The 15,205-nt window shown below is 52.8% G+C and carries 12 protein-coding genes and 4 pseudogenes; 8 read left to right on the forward strand and 8 right to left on the reverse strand.

The features are described 5' to 3' along the window. Nucleotides 1-137: 137 nt before the first annotated feature. The 4 genes and pseudogenes from AB9K34_RS09085 to AB9K34_RS09100 all read left to right on the forward strand — a co-directional run. A pseudogene (locus tag AB9K34_RS09085) lies at nt 138-1,286 on the forward strand (IS256 family transposase); the annotation flags it as partial. A 251-nt stretch (nt 1,287-1,537) separates the two neighbouring features. After that, nucleotides 1,538-2,884: an ISNCY family transposase gene (locus AB9K34_RS09090; RefSeq protein WP_369954110.1), complete on the forward strand. Its 1,347-nt coding sequence runs from the start codon at nt 1,538-1,540 to the stop codon at nt 2,882-2,884. Between the two features lie 15 nt (nt 2,885-2,899). After that, on the forward strand, nt 2,900-3,169 hold the full coding sequence (locus AB9K34_RS09095) for a hypothetical protein (protein ID WP_336097286.1): 270 nt from the start codon (nt 2,900-2,902) through the stop codon (nt 3,167-3,169). Between the two features lie 205 nt (nt 3,170-3,374). Further along, nucleotides 3,375-4,376 carry an IS30 family transposase gene (locus AB9K34_RS09100; RefSeq protein ID WP_369954111.1) on the forward strand — a complete coding sequence of 334 codons (1,002 nt, stop codon included), beginning with the start codon at nt 3,375-3,377 and terminating at the stop codon, nt 4,374-4,376. A 578-nt stretch (nt 4,377-4,954) separates the two neighbouring features. On the opposite strand, the gene AB9K34_RS09105 is transcribed toward AB9K34_RS09100, so the two are convergent. The 3 genes and pseudogenes from AB9K34_RS09105 to AB9K34_RS09115 all read right to left on the reverse strand — a co-directional run. Beyond that, nucleotides 4,955-5,680 carry an MIP/aquaporin family protein gene (locus tag AB9K34_RS09105; RefSeq protein WP_369954112.1) on the reverse strand — a complete coding sequence of 242 codons (726 nt, stop codon included), beginning with the start codon at nt 5,678-5,680 and terminating at the stop codon, nt 4,955-4,957. 168 nt (nt 5,681-5,848) lie between these two features. Further along, nucleotides 5,849-6,955: a glycerol dehydrogenase gene (locus AB9K34_RS09110; RefSeq protein ID WP_369954113.1), complete on the reverse strand. Its 1,107-nt coding sequence runs from the start codon at nt 6,953-6,955 to the stop codon at nt 5,849-5,851. A 596-nt stretch (nt 6,956-7,551) separates the two neighbouring features. Next, nucleotides 7,552-7,809 (reverse strand): annotated as a pseudogene (locus AB9K34_RS09115) (transposase domain-containing protein); the annotation flags it as partial. Between AB9K34_RS09115 and AB9K34_RS09120 the strand changes: the two are divergent. Then, nucleotides 7,808-8,383: pseudogene (locus AB9K34_RS09120) on the forward strand (integrase core domain-containing protein); the annotation flags it as partial. The pseudogenes AB9K34_RS09115 and AB9K34_RS09120 sit on opposite strands and share 2 nt — an antisense overlap. A 106-nt stretch (nt 8,384-8,489) precedes the next feature. Here the strand turns inward: AB9K34_RS09120 and gloB are convergent. Continuing rightward, entirely contained in the window at nt 8,490-9,257 is a 768-nt protein-coding gene (gene gloB, locus AB9K34_RS09125) for a hydroxyacylglutathione hydrolase (RefSeq protein WP_369954120.1), read from the reverse strand. Nucleotides 9,258-9,567: 310 nt separating this feature from the next. Between gloB and AB9K34_RS09130 the strand changes: the two genes are divergently transcribed. Next, nucleotides 9,568-9,957: a ribbon-helix-helix domain-containing protein gene (locus tag AB9K34_RS09130; protein WP_369954114.1), complete on the forward strand. Its 390-nt coding sequence runs from the start codon at nt 9,568-9,570 to the stop codon at nt 9,955-9,957. Between the two features lie 153 nt (nt 9,958-10,110). On the opposite strand, the gene AB9K34_RS09135 is transcribed toward AB9K34_RS09130, so the two are convergent. The 4 genes from AB9K34_RS09135 to AB9K34_RS09150 all read right to left on the reverse strand — a co-directional run bounded on the left by AB9K34_RS09135 (nt 10,111) and on the right by AB9K34_RS09150 (nt 13,181). Beyond that, the gene (locus tag AB9K34_RS09135; protein WP_369954115.1) at nt 10,111-10,482 is read right to left on the reverse strand and encodes a cytochrome c family protein; all 372 of its coding nucleotides are present in this window, start codon (nt 10,480-10,482) and stop codon (nt 10,111-10,113) included. A gap of 157 nt (nt 10,483-10,639) precedes the next feature. Beyond that, nucleotides 10,640-12,211, reverse strand: coding sequence for a GMC family oxidoreductase (locus AB9K34_RS09140; protein WP_369954116.1), 1,572 nt, complete (start codon nt 12,209-12,211; stop codon nt 10,640-10,642). Between the two features lie 11 nt (nt 12,212-12,222). Continuing rightward, a complete protein-coding gene (locus AB9K34_RS09145; protein ID WP_369954117.1) occupies nt 12,223-12,747 on the reverse strand; it encodes a Twin-arginine translocation pathway signal in 525 nt (174 codons plus the stop codon). A 38-nt stretch (nt 12,748-12,785) separates the two neighbouring features. Then, nucleotides 12,786-13,181 (reverse strand): VOC family protein, encoded by a 396-nt coding sequence (locus AB9K34_RS09150; RefSeq protein ID WP_369954118.1) that lies wholly within the window; start codon nt 13,179-13,181, stop codon nt 12,786-12,788. 448 nt (nt 13,182-13,629) lie between these two features. On the opposite strand from AB9K34_RS09150, the gene AB9K34_RS09155 reads away from it, so the two are divergent. Both AB9K34_RS09155 and dld read left to right on the forward strand, forming a co-directional pair. Further along, the gene (locus AB9K34_RS09155; RefSeq protein WP_369954119.1) at nt 13,630-14,160 is read left to right on the forward strand and encodes a DUF1097 domain-containing protein; all 531 of its coding nucleotides are present in this window, start codon (nt 13,630-13,632) and stop codon (nt 14,158-14,160) included. Nucleotides 14,161-14,277: 117 nt separating this feature from the next. Next, nucleotides 14,278-15,066: pseudogene (gene dld / locus AB9K34_RS09160) on the forward strand (D-lactate dehydrogenase); the annotation flags it as partial. Between the last annotated feature and the right edge of the window lie 139 nt (nt 15,067-15,205).

The raw sequence follows: 15,205 nt of genomic DNA on the forward strand, positions 1-15,205 counted from the left end.
CCGTCGGCATGCCCGCCTCTTGCTCCTTGATCATCCCGATAATCTGCGCCTCGGTAAAACGGCTCTTTCGCATTCGTCTGCTCCTTCAAGGTTGGGCAGACTCTACATCATGATGAGGGATTTCGCGGGGGGCAGGTCAGGCGCTTGAGGCTGAGCTTGGCGCGTTGCTTGCCCAATTTTCCAATGACACGACGCCAGAGGGACATGCACGGATCGTCCGACACGGCCACTTGCCTGAGCGCGAGGTTATGACCGGGATCGGTCCTGTGCCCGTAAAAGTACCGCGCGTGCGGGATCGCGGGAAACAGGCTGAGAAAGTGCGGTTCACCTCGTCGATCCTGCCGCCCTATCTTCGCAAGGCGAAGTCCGTCGAGGAATTGCTGCCGTGGCTGTATCTCAAAGGTATCTCGACGGGTGATTTCCAAGAAGCCCTGGCCGCGCTGCTTGGCCCGACTGCTGCTGGCCTGTCATCCACGACAATCTCTCGGCTCAAAGCGGACTGGTGGGAGGATTATGAACGCTGGCAGAAACGCGACCTCAGCGCCCGGCGCATCGTTTATGTCTGGGCGGACGGCGTGTACTTCCAGCCAAGAATGGAGGAAAAGCAATGCGTTTTGGTGCTGATCGGCGCGGATGAGTGGGGCCGAAAGGAAATCCTCGGCCTCACAGACGGCTACCGCGAAAGCACCCAGAGCTGGCGTGAACTTCTGCTGGACCTTAAGCGGCGCGGTCTATCCCACGCGCCAGACTTGGCTGTCGGTGACGGTGCGCTTGGTTTCTGGGCGGCCCTGCGCGAGGTGTTTGGTTCCACCTGCGAACAGCGCTGCTGGTTCCACAAAACCGGCAACATCCTAAACGCCATGCCGAAATCCGTGCAGGCCAAAGCCAAGGGCCATCTGCACGACATCTGGCAGGCTGAAATGAAGGCCGAAGCCAATGCCGCCTTCGACTTCTTCGTCGAGACCTACGGCGTGAAGTATGACAAGGCGGTGGCCAAGCTGGTCAAGGACCGCGAGGTGCTGCTGGCCTTCTATGACTTCCCGGCGGAACACTGGAAGCACATCCGAACCACCAATCCCATTGAAAGCACTTTCGCCACCGTCCGCCACCGAACTGGCAAAACCAAAGGTTGCCTCAGTCGAAAAACCGGGCTGGCTATGGCGTTCAAGCTGATGATGTCTGCGCAGGGCAAGTGGCGAAAGCTTGATGGCTCAAACCGCATGCCCGAGATCATTCAGGGCATTGCATTCGTCGACGGGATAAAGCAACTTCAACCCGCCGCCTGATCAGGCCGTCACCAACTTTCGGGCATAGCTCACAATACTGCGCCAAACACGAATGTCCACTGCTGGTCGAGCGCCTTGCAGTTCGTACCTTGTCGACCAATGGCGGCTCTGGCCGAGGCGCACCATTTAGCCATTTAATTAACATAATAAACCTTATGCGACAAATATATGTAGCCGCAATGCAATAATGTCACCCATAAGCAATTCAGAAGTGTCACTCTCCTCGCAAAACGATGTGAGGATAAGTGGACATGGGATGGGTGATGATGAGCGATCGCGAGTTGAATCGTGTTGAGGTTTTGGCGCAGGTCGATGACCGACGATTGAGCGTCGACAACGCGGCGAACATTTTGGCTCTGACACGGCGGCAAGTCTTCCGGTTGTTGAAGCGCTATCGTCGGGGCGGCGCGTCGGCAATCCGCCACAAGTCTCGTGGTCGCGCACCGAACAATCAGTTTCATGCAGCCAAACGCGACTATGCTCTGACGGTGATCAAGCAACAGTATCCGGATTTCGGGCCGACGCTTGCGGCTGAGATGCTGGCTGAGCATCACGGGTTCAAGGTCTCACGCGAGACGGTGCGCAAGTGGATGGTGGAAGATGGGCTTTGGCTTTCGCGCAAACAGCGCCGGCAAATTCACCAACCGCGCCTGCGCCGGGAATGCTTCGGCGAGTTGATCCAGATTGACGGCTCGGATCACCGCTGGTTTGAGGATCGCGCCCCGCCCTGCACCCTGCTCGTTTTCATCGATGACGCGACCAGTGCCTTGATGGAGCTACGGTTCGTGAAGTCAGAAAGCACGTTCAGCTATTTCGAGGCGCTTGAGGGCTATTTGCACAAGCACGGTCGCCCTGTCGCGTTCTATTCCGACAAACACACCGTGTTTCGCGTGGCCAAGGAGGACGCCAAAGGCGGCGCACGGATCACTCAGTTCGGGCGGGCACTGAGCGAGCTGAACGTCGAGATTCTCTGTGCTAATTCGAGCCAGGCCAAAGGTCGCGTTGAACGGGCTAATCGCACGCTACAAGACCGCCTCGTCAAAGAGCTGCGGCTCGCAGGTATCTCAGACATGGAGGTTGGGAACGTTTATTTGCAAGGGTTCAAGGAGCGTCACAACGCCAGGTTCGCCAAAGCCCCAGCCAAGCCAGACAACCTGCACCGCTCGCTGAATATGGAGCCAGATCGGCTGGCGGATGTCCTGTGCTGGCGCGAGAACCGTTATGTCGGCAAGCAACTGACGTTCTCCTATGATCGTAAGCGGATCATGCTCGAAGAGAATGACGTCACCCGCGGTCTGGTCGGCAAATACGTGGACACCTATGCCTTCTTCGACGGGCGGTTCGAGGTGCGCTCAAAGGGCCGCTCCTTGCCCTACAAAATCTTCGACATGGATCAACGCGTGACCCACGCGGCAATCACCGAGAACAAACGCCTGAGCGCGGTCCTGGAACATATCAAGGAGATACAGGACGCCGCCCCTCCAAAGCCGAAGGTTCGGACAAACTCTGAGAAGATGGGCTATAAACCGAATGGGCGGCGTCCAGGCAGACCATCAGGCTCGCGGGCAAATAAGAAGATTGCGCACGCGGCGGAATAACCGCAAGCTGCGCGCATGACTGCCGATGACAACGTCGAAGTGATCTTCTCAGACCTGTGCGCCGATGTAGAGATCGACGGGCATTTTCTGACGGTCGAGATTTACAAAACAGACATCGACCCCAGCTGGATCCTGGAGGTCGTCAACGAGTTCGGAACCTCAACAGTATTCGACGACCCGTTCATCGCAGACGGCCTTGCCTGGCACCAGTTCGAGAAGACAGTGAAGGAAGAAGGCCTCGCCGCCTTCCTCACCAAGAAAGAGAAACGCCAGCTCTTCCACTGACCCCCGCAAGGCTTTTCAGCCCTGCGATGTTTGAGGTCTCCGGGCTGCTAAGCCTTGCTACCGTTCCGCTCTTTGGTGACATTCCTGCTTTGCAAAGCCAGTGACATTTCTACTTGGTTGCAACAATATATGTAGCTGGGAGCGCGCTACTTCCAACTGCGACTCTTGTTAGAAAACAACATGTTATCTGACAAGAGGAATCGGCATGGGAGCTATCTATAGCCAACTGAGTATCACAGAACGACGCAAAATAGAACGCTGGAGGCACGCTAAGGTCCCTGTCGACGAGATGGCACGTGTTCTGAAACGCTGTCGTTCGACCATTTTCCGAGAGCTGAAGCGCAATCATTTCTCTGATGAATGCATGCCAAAGTGCGATGGATATTACGGGGCTGCGGCGCAATTGATGGCGGCAGATCGACGTGCACGACAGCGCAAGCTGATCAAATATCCAGACCTCTGCAATCGGGTGGTTGAGCGCATTAAAAACGGTTGGACGCCTGAACAGATCGGTAATCGCATGATCCGTGAAGGTGCTAAGCCGAGGGTCTGCCAAGAGACGATCTACCGCTACATTTACTCCAAAGAAGGACAGCGCGAGGATCTGTGGTGGTATTTGCCCACGCATCGTGTCGCTCGCAGGCCACGTCGGACCAGACGCCGCAGAGAGCCCAAGTTCCACCGCGATGTCAGCATCCTGTTCCGCCCCGATGACGTGGCGCATCGCCGCCAGTTCGGTCATTGGGAGGCTGATCTGATGTTGTTCAAACAAAAGCTTGGCCAGTCAAATGTGACGTCTTTGGTCGAGCATGTCAGTCGGTTCACCGTGATTTTAAAGAACCCAAACAAGCGCACCAAGCCCGTCATGGGTAAGATCATAGATGCCATCCGCGACCTGCCCCTCACAGCGCGCAAATCTATCACCTTCGATCGCGGCACCGAGTTCGTCAGTTGGCCGCATCTGCAAGCTGAGATCGGGACGCAAACCTGGTTCTGCGATCCCTCCTCGCCTTGGCAGAAAGGCACTGTTGAAAACACCAATCGCAGGCTCAGAAGATGGCTACCGCGCAAGCGCGACATCCGGCGATGCACAGATCACGATATGAAGGTGATCTGCGATCGTCTCAACAATACGCCCCGCAAATGCCTCGGATGGAAGACACCCGCCGAAGTCTTCCGCGAAAAGATGATGGAAGAAATGCGATGAGCCCCCTACCCTGAGGCCAACAAGAGTCGCGGTTCAGGTATCGCTCACACCTCCTCAGAGTTTGTTGCCTTCGCTTTGTTAATCTACAGCTTCACAAGCTGGTGCCAACGTCTGCGACCTCGGAATTGGATATGTTGCCAACCGATGAGATCTTAAGAATTGAGACCAAACTCAATACCGCTGCAGGAACTCGTCGCTCAGCAAATTCAAGTCAACATTGACGCAAGATCATCGGCCTTTTGAAAATGACACCGGTCGCGATCAAAGCGGACAGTCGTTCTGATTGACAGGGCACCACGACAGTCAAGGTTGCACATGTGCGCCTGAGCCACAGCCGGATGCCATATGTCAGAACTTATCCGATGAACGTTTGAAGCGGATCCAGCATAGTCACTCGGGTTTCTCACGACTTGACAATTTTATGTAAAAGCTTGATATTATCGATCCCTTACATTTCTTTGCTGGGTTGGCTCCGGTGCTGTTCGCGCAGCACCGGAGCCTGTTGAGCTGCAGTTATAGCCCAACACCCACGGGAGGGTCATCTTTGCAACGAAGCGAACACGTTGAAACCCAAGGTATCATGCCTGAATCATAGCCATCGCTAGAACCAACCCTCCGACGACAGGCGCAAGAACTGGAATGACCGCGTAGCTCCAATCTGAGCTACCTTTTCCAGGGATTGGCAGCACAGCATGAGCCAGACGTGGCGGTAGATCTCTTGCCGGGTTAATGGCATACCCCGTTGTCCCCCCAAGAGATAAGCCGATGCCCCACACTAGGAAAGCAACAAGGAAGGGCACGACTCCTGCAGAAAAGCCCTCCTGACCAGAGAAGCCAGGAGACACAATTGCAGCAACACCGCCAACCAGCACAATGGTACCCATGACTTCGCAGACTGCGTTGTAGCGATAGTCTCTGATGGCTGGGCCTGTGCAGAAAACCGCAAGTTTTAGACCAGGATCCTCGGTCTTTCCAAAATGTGGCAAATAGTAGACCCACATCAAGACAGCGCCCAAAAACCCCCCAATCAATTGAGCCGCAATAAAGGGCACTACGTTTGACCAATCACCGCCCAGAACGGCAAAAGCGATCGTTACTGCGGGGTTAATCTGTGCAGCAGGACTACCAACCGCTTGCGCAACACAGATCCCCATAAAGACCGCAACTGCCCATCCTGTTGTGATAACCATCCAGCCTCCACCGCTGGATTTGGTATCTTTTAAAACAGCGCCTGCGACGACGCTGTTGCCGAGAAATACTAGGGTCATTGTCCCCAGCAGTTCTCCTAAAAATGCACCACTCATCTTATCCTCCTAATTTCGATAAACGCGAACTGGGTCCAGGTCATGAAGCATCAGAATTTTCCGAACGAAGGCGTATCGATTCAATTTGGACGATTACGCTTTCGTTCGGAGGTTTCGGGATCCAGACAGAACGGCGTCATCTCCCGAACGCATTCATTTCAGCTGCCTCTAGTAATTAGACCCGACCTCGTTCAACCGTTGTCCTTCAGCATCCGCGACTTTGATCGCTGCAATGACCATGTCGGGAGTTACGGCAAACGATGTGTTGTGGATGGTTTCACCATCCTCACAGGCACGATCTGCGACCACCTTAAGTTGCTCATCCGTAACCTTTTCGAGCCCAATTTCCTTAAGTGTCGTCGGAAGGCCAATAGCACGGCAGAATTCGTAGACTTCATCGATGAGACTGCGTGGCCGACCCGTCAGCCAAAGCTGTGAAAGAACCCCGATTGAAACCTTTTCACCATGATAATAGTGATGTGTTTCATCTAACATGGTCAGGCCGTTGTGGATTGCATGTGCTGCCGCTAGGCCGCCGCTTTCAAAGCCCAAACCACTCAGCAAAGTATTGGCCTCAATGACGTTATCCAGCGCCGGGACCACGACACCCTGACTGCATGCTGTACAAGCACTCACACCATCTTCCAGCAGCACATTGTAGCAGAGCTTTGCAAGCCCGTGCGCTGTCATTGGACCCGTGTTCCCAGTCATGTTCGAGGCCTGTGTGGGACGGCAGTCCTCAGCTTCAAAATAAGTAGCGAGCGCATCAGCAATACCGGCCTTGAAGAAGCGAACGGGTGCCTCCGCGATGATTTTGCTATCCACAAGTATAACGTTCGGGTTTCTTGGCAAAACCATGTAGCGATCGAACTCACCAGACGGCGTGTAAATCACCGATAGCGCACTCGTTGGCGCGTCCGTGGAAGCAAGCGTTGGAACGTTTATGACTGGTAAGCCTAGGTTATGAGCAACCGCTTTTGCGACATCGAGGCCCTTGCCGCCGCCTATACCTATGATCACTTTGGCGGATGACGCCTTTGCCTCATCTATATGAAGATTGATTTCTTCATCAGAGCATTCGCCACCGAACTTGGACAGAGTGTAAGATCCTGCACCTTTCAGCGTTGCTTCAATCCGAGATTTCAAATTTTCCATTGCGAACTCGTCCAAGATGGCGAGCCCCGAATCCCCAAGTTTTGCAGCTTCGCTCCCAAGATGGTCAAGCGCTCCCTCTCCCTGGACATAACGACCCGGAAAAATTGCAGTTTTAAGCATAGCTTTATCCTCCTTTAGCTATTTTTCGTCATCAAACATGCGCGTGGTGCTCCCAGTTGGGCTATGCAGTTAAAGAATACTGCATTGAGCTTCTGCGCAGCTTCATATTTCCCTCCTCGGTCTGGAGCGCCCATCAGACTTTCCTTGGCAGCACCTCCCATCACCTTGGCAACCGATGAACCAGGATAATGAACAGCAGCAGCTAAAAGCGGCTGGTGAGATGATGTAGTTCCAAGGAAACCCACCCACGGGCTTCGACGATGTACTAAGCTTTACAGTAGATTGAGATCAGTATGGTATTAGGAGACTAATACATTGCCACTTTATTGTAACTTACTGCAAATAAATACTAATCTAGTAGCGTTCCGAGGCACTTGTGACAATTAGATTTGAACTCCTACGGTCGACGAAATCTTCGTAAGCGCTGCGCCGCCCCCACACTTACCGCATAGCGCGTAATCTGCGATTCAGAGGCTTCTTTGATTTGTGGGGAGTTTCTCGATGGGAGCTACAAGCGAGTTTCTGGCAAGGGTGCCTCGTCGTGCGGACGGCAAGCAGAATTGTAACCACTTCGTTGAGACCGCAGCTTATGCGGCTTAACTGCCCGTTACGGATGCCAGCGGCACCCAATTCCAGGGCAGCAACTCATCCAGCCGGTTTATCTTGTGATCGTGGATACGGTCGAGGATGTCGGCGAGATAGGCCAGTGGGTCGAGACCATTCAGCTTGGCGGTTTCAATGACGGTCATTGCACGCGCGAGCGTTTCCGCACCGGGATCGGCGCCTGCAAATAACCAATTCTTACGTCCAATTCCAATCGGTCGCAGGGCGCGTTCAGCGGGGTTGTTATCGATGCCGGTGGCGCTGAGGCCAGGTGAACGCTGGTCGCTGAACTTCCTGTCGGACACGTTCGGGGCATCGCGCAGGTTCCGAATTCTGGCGGTGAACGATGATTGCTGCCGCGAGAACCTGTGCCTGATGGCCGACACCAGTATCTCAGGGGCTAGAGTCGCGCGGGGGCTGGATGCGCTTGTCCGGGTCTATGGCAGACCGGCCAGCATAGTCAGCGACAATGGGACCGAGTGCACCAGCTGGGCAATCCTGAAATGGGCGAACGACAACGGCGTCGATTGGCACTACATTGATCCGGGCAAGCCACAGCAGAACGCCTTCATCGAGTCGTTCAACGGCAGCTTGCGTGATGAGTTGCTGAACGAGGAGATGTTTGACAGCCTGGACGACGCCCGGCGAAAGCTGGCGCTCTGGCGATACGACTACAACAACGTCAGACCGCACTCATCGCTCCGCAACCAAACACCCGCAGAAGCGCGTCGGGCGCTTGAGCAATTTGAGGGCTCCGCGCCCGACGCGCTTGCCCAAAACGACGACGACGATTATGAAAACCAGACCCGCAGACTCTCGTTATGAATGACGGAGCCTCGGGGGGCAGGTCACTCATTTCCAACTAAACCTGCTCCAAAATCCACCACAGACGAAGGCATTGCCAACTGCCCTGGTTCCTTTCCGCTGTCGTCTAAAAGGCATCTTTTCTCTTGCGCAATTCCGCAAAAACCGCTTTTCGGTCTGCTCCTTCCATTCCAACAGATCTCTGAACGCTAGCTTCACCACAACGTAAAAAGGGGTTGGTCTCAAGTTCCAGCTTTAACAGCGATGGGATGGTTGGGCGTTTAGCGTTACGAGCCTGCCTTACATCTTCAAGTCTTCGCAGTAACATGGCGTTCTCGGGTTCTATGGTGACTGCAAATCTGCCATTCGACTGAGTGTACTCATGTCCCGAGTAAATCGACGTTTCCGGGGGAAGACTTGCTATCTTTTCCAAACTTTGGAGCATTTGAGTGGGTGAACCCTCAAATAGGCGGCCGCATCCAAGAGCCATCAAGCTATCGGCAGTAAAAACCGCACGAGCATCAGCCAAATAGTACGCAATATGCCCCAAGGTGTGACCTGAAACATCCATCACAGATACCGTCACATCACCGATTGACAACACATCTCCATCTTCAACAGCCAAGTCCAAATTGGGCAATCTAAACATGTCACTTTTTGCGCCCACTACTTTGGCCGGATACACATCAAGCAACTCAGACAATCCGTCGATATGGTCGCTGTGGTGATGAGTAATCAGGACATACGTCAGATCCCAATCTCGGCAACTTAGCTCTTCATAAATCGGCCCAAACTCCGGGATATCAATGAGAGCAGTTTCCCCTGTTGTGCTTTCATGCACCAAGAAAGCGTAGTTATCGGATAGACAGGGTATAGTTACGATCTCGACAGGCATAGAAGCTCTCTTTTTATAATGTTTTCGGATAGATAGGATAACATTCTGGCCGTGATTTTCCAATCGGGACTTACGGTTCACGGTGCCAGAATCGGGAAATTTGGCACAAATCCCATCGTTGCCTCTTTTCCCAAAAACAGTTGCATGGTTGAAGGCTCGGTTGCGGGAAGTCGAACTCGAAAAGCCGAACCTAGAAACCGCCGCTCGTTGTGAAAAAGGGGAGATTTCCAAGATCACCCAGTGGATTTTTCTTACGAAAAATTGTATAATCTCGAAGCTTAAAGAATTTGGCCCTACGTAGGAGAGAAACATGTGCAGGCTGTTTATAGGCGCCGACCCAAAGCTGTGGGATAGCGTGACCAAATCGTTCCGGATGGATGGCATGGTCACGAGTGTTCGCTTGGAGCACATGTTCTGGAATGTCCTGGAGGAAATTGCAGCCAGGGAAGACGTGAACGTTCCGCAATTGCTTCACCGCCTCTACAATGAATCCATCGATGAGGGGCATGACTTGGGGAATTTTACGTCCTTCCTCCGGGTGTGTTGCCTTCGCTTTTTCAACCTTCAGCTTCACAATCTGGTTCCTACATCTGCGACCTCGGAGTTGGATATGTTGCCAACAGATGAGATCTTAGAAATTGAGAACAAACTCAACGCCGCTGCAGGAATTCGCCGCTCAGCAAATTCAAGTCAACATTAACGCAAGATCATCGGCCTTTAGACAATGTACCGGTCGCGATCAAAGCGACTCAGGACAAAAAGAGGACTGCAACTTGATTGTTGCAGTCCTTGAGTTTCAGGGAGGTATTTTATCGTGTTGTGTTCAAGCAAATGTACTTCTTAACCCAAACATCTAGAGATCTTCCAAATACCGGATAAGATTGGTGACATCTTCGGGGGATTTGATCCCACCAAATGACATCTTTGTACCTGGGACAAAGGACTTTGGGTTTGCCAAAAAGGAAGCAAGGTTTTCTTGATCCCAACTAAAGTCCAATTCCGCAAATGGCTTCGAGAACCTAAAGTCAGCGACCGAACCTGCCGGCCGCTGGAATATTTGAAAAAGTGAAGGTCCTACTCGATGGGTGCCCTCTTCGACGCTGTGGCAAGCTTTGCACTTACGACTAAAAATCGTTTGCCCCGCATCGAAACTTTCATCAGCGTTTACCTGTGAAGCAATCCCAACAACTATAGGGATTACAAGAATGAACGAATTCGCTTTCATTGTGACCTCTCCGGGCTCTAGCTAGCGTGTCTTCTCTGCCACTCTTATGGTCGGCGGCATGAGTTTCCTTAGTTTTCAGGGGTGGTTTTGGAATAGTAGAGGGAGACATGAAATCCTACCTCCCTCCGATGAAAAGGGCCAGCCGCCCCAATCTGCTTTAGAGGTTCCCCTTCGCTAGCTCGCCTGCAATGTGATCCGCTTGGCGGATAGCCAGGGCAACAATGGTGAGCGTCGGATTTTCTGCAGCACCAGTCGTAAATTGCGAGCCGTCCGAGATATAAAGATTCTCGATGTCATGGGTTCGACCCCATTTATTGACAACACCGTCTTTTGCATCGGCAGACATGCGGTTTGTACCGAGGTTGTGGGTCGACGGATACGGAGGTGTTGGGAATGTGCGTGTCGCACCGACTGCCTCATAGACCGCTTGACCTTGTTTATATGCATGCTCGCGCATCGCAATATCATTCGGATGATCAGAGAAGTGCACATTCGCCACAGGCAAGCCCCACTGATCTTTTACATCAGTGTTAAGCGTTACGCGATTGCTTTCTTGGGGCATGTCTTCACCTACAATCCACATGCCAGCCATGTTTTCATAATGGTCCAAGGCGGTGGTAAACCCGCGGCCCCAAGCGCCTGGATTCAGAAAGGCAGCCATAAATGGCAAGCCCAACGCAAGGGTCTCAAGCTCGTAGCCACCAACAAACCCACGGCTCGGGTCATGACGTGCCTCGTCTTGAATGATCCCAGCCATAGTCGTGCCACGCCACATCTTCACAGGTTTATCGAATACGGCGTAAACCGACCCCGTCATATGCCGCATGTAGTTCTTTCCAACCATCCCAGAAGAGTTGGCGAGACCGTCCGAGAACATAGACGAAGCCGAGTTCAGTAGCAGGCGAGGGCTTTCGAAAGAGTTCCCTGCCACACAAACCACACGGGCTTTTTGTAGCTGCAGGTTCCCATCCTTGTCGAAGTATTCGACGCCGTTCACCTTGCCCTTTTTATCGTGAACGATACGAGCAACATGTGCATGCTCTCGCACTTCAAGATTGCCTGTTGCTTCACCACGCGGAATATCCGTGTAAGCAGCTGACCATTTTGCGCCCCACTTACAGCCCTGGAAACAGAAACCGGTTTGTTGGCACATTAGACGATCGTCGTTGTCATCGCTGTTAATCGCCATGCGCCCTGTATGGACGTTCTCATAGCCAAGTGCCTTCGCACCTGCCTCAAAGACTTTATAGTTATTATTGCCGGGCAGACCGTCGCGTCCGCCGGTCCGTGTCACACCAAGTTTGTTCTCCGCCTTGGTATAGTAAGGATCCATTTCCTCAGCATCGATCGGCCAGTCCAGGAGGTTAGCACCCTCAACTTCGCCGTAATTGGTCTTGGCCTTCCACTCGTGCTCTTGAAAGCGTAGCGACGCACCAGCCCAGTGTGTGGTGGTGCCACCCACAGCCTTAACGATCCAAGCGGGCAAGCCAGAAAAGTCTTTGGAAACACGCCAATCACCTGATGTTGTCCGCGGGTCAACCCATGCGAGCTGTCCAAAGCTTTCCCACTCATCGTTGACGTAATCGTCCGGCAGGTATCGTCCACCTGCTTCAAGAGCGACAACTTTTACACCCTTTTGGGCGAGTTCGTTGGAAAGAACGCCGCCACCGGCGCCGGTCCCAATGACGACAACTACGCTGTCGTCGTTCATGTCAAATTTTGAAGCCATGATACGTCTCCTTACAGCCAGTTAATGTCGTCGAAACCGCGGTGGAGATACCCACCCTTTGAGAAGCTTTCGCCCTCGTAGCCGAAGATCGGCCACACAGCTTTTTGGTTATAGAGACCGGTAACCAGGCCCCCACGAACCGTTTGGAAGAACGCATCATCCTCAAGCTGCTCAAGCAAAGCGACCCGGTTGTCCTCCCACTTAGTTTCCAGATAGCTAGCGGACCCAGCGCCCTTTGCCAGCTCATCAAGTTTCGCCACACCCTCAGCGACGAACTCTTTGCTGTCAGCGCTGTCATAACCTTTCACGGCGACCACGTAGTATTCGTCCCCTACCTGGTCGTGCGGATAGATATCTCGCGCCATCTGCAGGAGCGTCGCCATTTGGTGTTCCGTAATTTCCGAAACTTCGAGTGCCCAAGCCGCATTGGGGGCAGCAATGAAGCCAGCCCCCGACACGGCAATTGCACCAAGCGCCGCCGATTGTTGAAGAAGTGCACGTCGCGTTAGCGAACGCTTTTCCGGTGTTTTGGTCATAGTGATCCTCCCTATTTCACCGCTGCTTTGGCGACGCTCTATTGATACCTACCGTATCTTTGCATCACCTCGATCTGGTACCCATCCGGGTCCTGAACAAAGAAGAACCGCGCAAGCAACTCCCCTTCATGCTCGAAATCCACGATGTCCCTTGGCTGGTATCCAACTGCCTCAAAGCGAGCGTGCTCTGAATCCAGGTCTTCAACGACAAAGGCTATGTGCCCGTATCCATCCCCAAGGTCATATGGCTCTTGCCGTGACTTGTTGACCGTCAACTCCAACTCGATGCTGTTCTCCGAGTTGGAGAGGTAAATCAGAGTGAAGTCGTCAAAATCCAATCGGCCCGCGACCCTTAAACCGAATGCGTAGTCATAGAAGCTGATGGAACGCTCTTCATTTAGTACGCGCACCATCGAGTGTACCAGCTTAGCCAAGAAACCTCTTCCTTCCGTGTCGAGTGTTGGTTCAGCGACCATATGTCAACGAACCCTCGAGCGGGTATTACTGGCATAATACAGAGCAAGTTTTTCCAAAACCCTTCTCAAAATGACTATAATTCAACAAGTTAGGCGATAAAGCTGCGATGCAGATCTACGCGATGCCGTCAAGCACGAAGCTGATCCTTGAGCGAAATGGCGCACTGAGCCCTACGTGCTTCAAGATAAACCCTTAGGTCGTTGCAAGGCTCCACAGTTAATTCATGCAGTGTTTTTCATCGTTTTCGGTCGGCACAAATTTAATGGTTAGGCTAAGCCGCCTCCGGACTCTTATGGGTTATTGATTTTCAGCGTCAAATGGAAAAAAGCGCTTGTATTGGTATGCTAATACCTACCCTGACACACTTCCTGTTAGATACGTCGAACTCACAAACAGGAGGGGACTATGCAACTACTACACCCTTTGGCAATTTCAATCGGCATACTTGGCGCACTTGCCGCTTGGTTAACATTGGGACCGCTAGCGGATCTCGGATTACAGCTTTGGGCAATTTTCGTGGCTTGGGGGGCGTTCTATCACACTGGCGGGTCTGCGGGGGCTATCCAGAAAAACACAGGAGCACTGATCTTCGGCAGCGTCATTGCTTGGATTGTACTGATTGGTGTGACCACACTAGCTGGATCACTCGGTGTACCTGTCGCTGCGTTTATTTGCGTTGGACTCGGCGCTGCAGCAGTCGTGCTCGCCGCAAAAATTCCACTTTTCGCAACCATTCCAGCATCGGTTTACGGCTTCGCCTGTGTCGCCTCTTACGCAATGCAGAGTAACAAGTTGGGTAACCTCTATGATCTTTCGCTAGTTGACAATCCCTTACTGAATATTGTCGCTGCACTCTTGATCGGCACAATTTTAGGCTTCCTATCGGAAACAATTGGGGCCGCAATGGCTAAGTCTGAAGAGACCTCTGTAGCCTAATAAGAAAACTCACTAACACAGCGCACCGGTCTCCCTAAACTAGGCGGCCGGTGCATCGTGGAATTCCCGCAGGGTCACTAAATGCGCCAAAAAACTACACATAACCTTGGTTCAGCGATGGATCTCATTTCCTCTCTAGAAAGCATAGTCGGCAAACGTCATGTTTTGACTGGGGATAGGGCCACAAGAAGATTCCGAAAGGGCTTTCGCTCCGGAGAGGGCGATGCGCTCGCCGTCGTGCAGCCTGGCACCTTGTTGGAACAGTGGAAAGTCCTTCAAGCCTGCGTTGATGCGGACAAAATCGTAATCATGCAGGCAGCAAACACCGGCCTGACCGAAGGTTCCACTCCAAAAGGCACTTATGACCGCGATGTGGTTCTGATCAACACTCGTCGTATGGATCAACTGCAATTGATCAATGGCGGCGAACAGGTTCTATGCTTCCCAGGTGCTACCCTTTTTGCATTAGAGAAATTGCTCTCCCCGATGGGTCGGCAGCCTCATTCTGTAATTGGAAGCTCATGTATTGGTGCATCTGTTGTGGGAGGTGTCTGTAATAACTCAGGAGGCTCATTGGTAGAACGAGGACCGTCGTACACCGAACTCTCACTATTTGCGCGGATCACCCTTGAAGGTGAGTTAGAGTTAGTGAATCACCTTGGTATTAAGCTTGGTGAAACTCCGGAGGAGGTTTTGACTAACCTCGAGGCCGGTAGTTTTGGCCCAGAAGACGTAGAAAACGGCAACTTAAAAGCCTCGGACACAGATTACGCGAACCGTGTACGTAAAGTCGATGCCGACACTCCCGCCAGATTCAATGCCGACAAGCGCCGCCTCTTTGAGGCCGCAGGATGCGCAGGTAAGCTCGCTGTTTTTGCTGTTCGCCTGGACACATACAAAGGGAATGACCTGCCCCCCGCGAAATCCCTCATCATGATGTAGAGTCTGCCCAACCTTGAAGGAGCAGACGAATGCGAAAGAGCCGTTTTACCGAGGCGCAGATTATCGGGATGATCAAGGAGCAAGAGGCGGGCATGCCGACGGC

The sequence above is a fragment of the Sedimentitalea sp. XS_ASV28 genome, assembly GCF_041224545.1.
Taxonomy (GTDB): Bacteria; Pseudomonadota; Alphaproteobacteria; order Rhodobacterales; family Rhodobacteraceae; genus Sedimentitalea.

Excerpts from the sequence above, each read along its gene's own strand:
- AB9K34_RS09090 (WP_369954110.1), top strand. The coding sequence starts at position 1,538 with ATGGGATGGGTGATGATGAGCGATCGCGAGTTGAATCGTGTTGAGGTT.
- AB9K34_RS09095 (WP_336097286.1), top strand. The coding sequence starts at position 2,900 with ATGACTGCCGATGACAACGTCGAAGTGATCTTCTCAGACCTGTGCGCC.
- AB9K34_RS09100 (WP_369954111.1), top strand. The coding sequence starts at position 3,375 with ATGGGAGCTATCTATAGCCAACTGAGTATCACAGAACGACGCAAAATA.
- AB9K34_RS09105 (WP_369954112.1), bottom strand. The coding sequence starts at position 5,680 with ATGAGTGGTGCATTTTTAGGAGAACTGCTGGGGACAATGACCCTAGTA.
- AB9K34_RS09110 (WP_369954113.1), bottom strand. The coding sequence starts at position 6,955 with ATGCTTAAAACTGCAATTTTTCCGGGTCGTTATGTCCAGGGAGAGGGA.
- gloB (WP_369954120.1), bottom strand. The coding sequence starts at position 9,257 with ATGCCTGTCGAGATCGTAACTATACCCTGTCTATCCGATAACTACGCT.
- AB9K34_RS09130 (WP_369954114.1), top strand. The coding sequence starts at position 9,568 with ATGTGCAGGCTGTTTATAGGCGCCGACCCAAAGCTGTGGGATAGCGTG.
- AB9K34_RS09135 (WP_369954115.1), bottom strand. The coding sequence starts at position 10,482 with ATGAAAGCGAATTCGTTCATTCTTGTAATCCCTATAGTTGTTGGGATT.
- AB9K34_RS09140 (WP_369954116.1), bottom strand. The coding sequence starts at position 12,211 with ATGGCTTCAAAATTTGACATGAACGACGACAGCGTAGTTGTCGTCATT.
- AB9K34_RS09145 (WP_369954117.1), bottom strand. The coding sequence starts at position 12,747 with ATGACCAAAACACCGGAAAAGCGTTCGCTAACGCGACGTGCACTTCTT.
- AB9K34_RS09155 (WP_369954119.1), top strand. The coding sequence starts at position 13,630 with ATGCAACTACTACACCCTTTGGCAATTTCAATCGGCATACTTGGCGCA.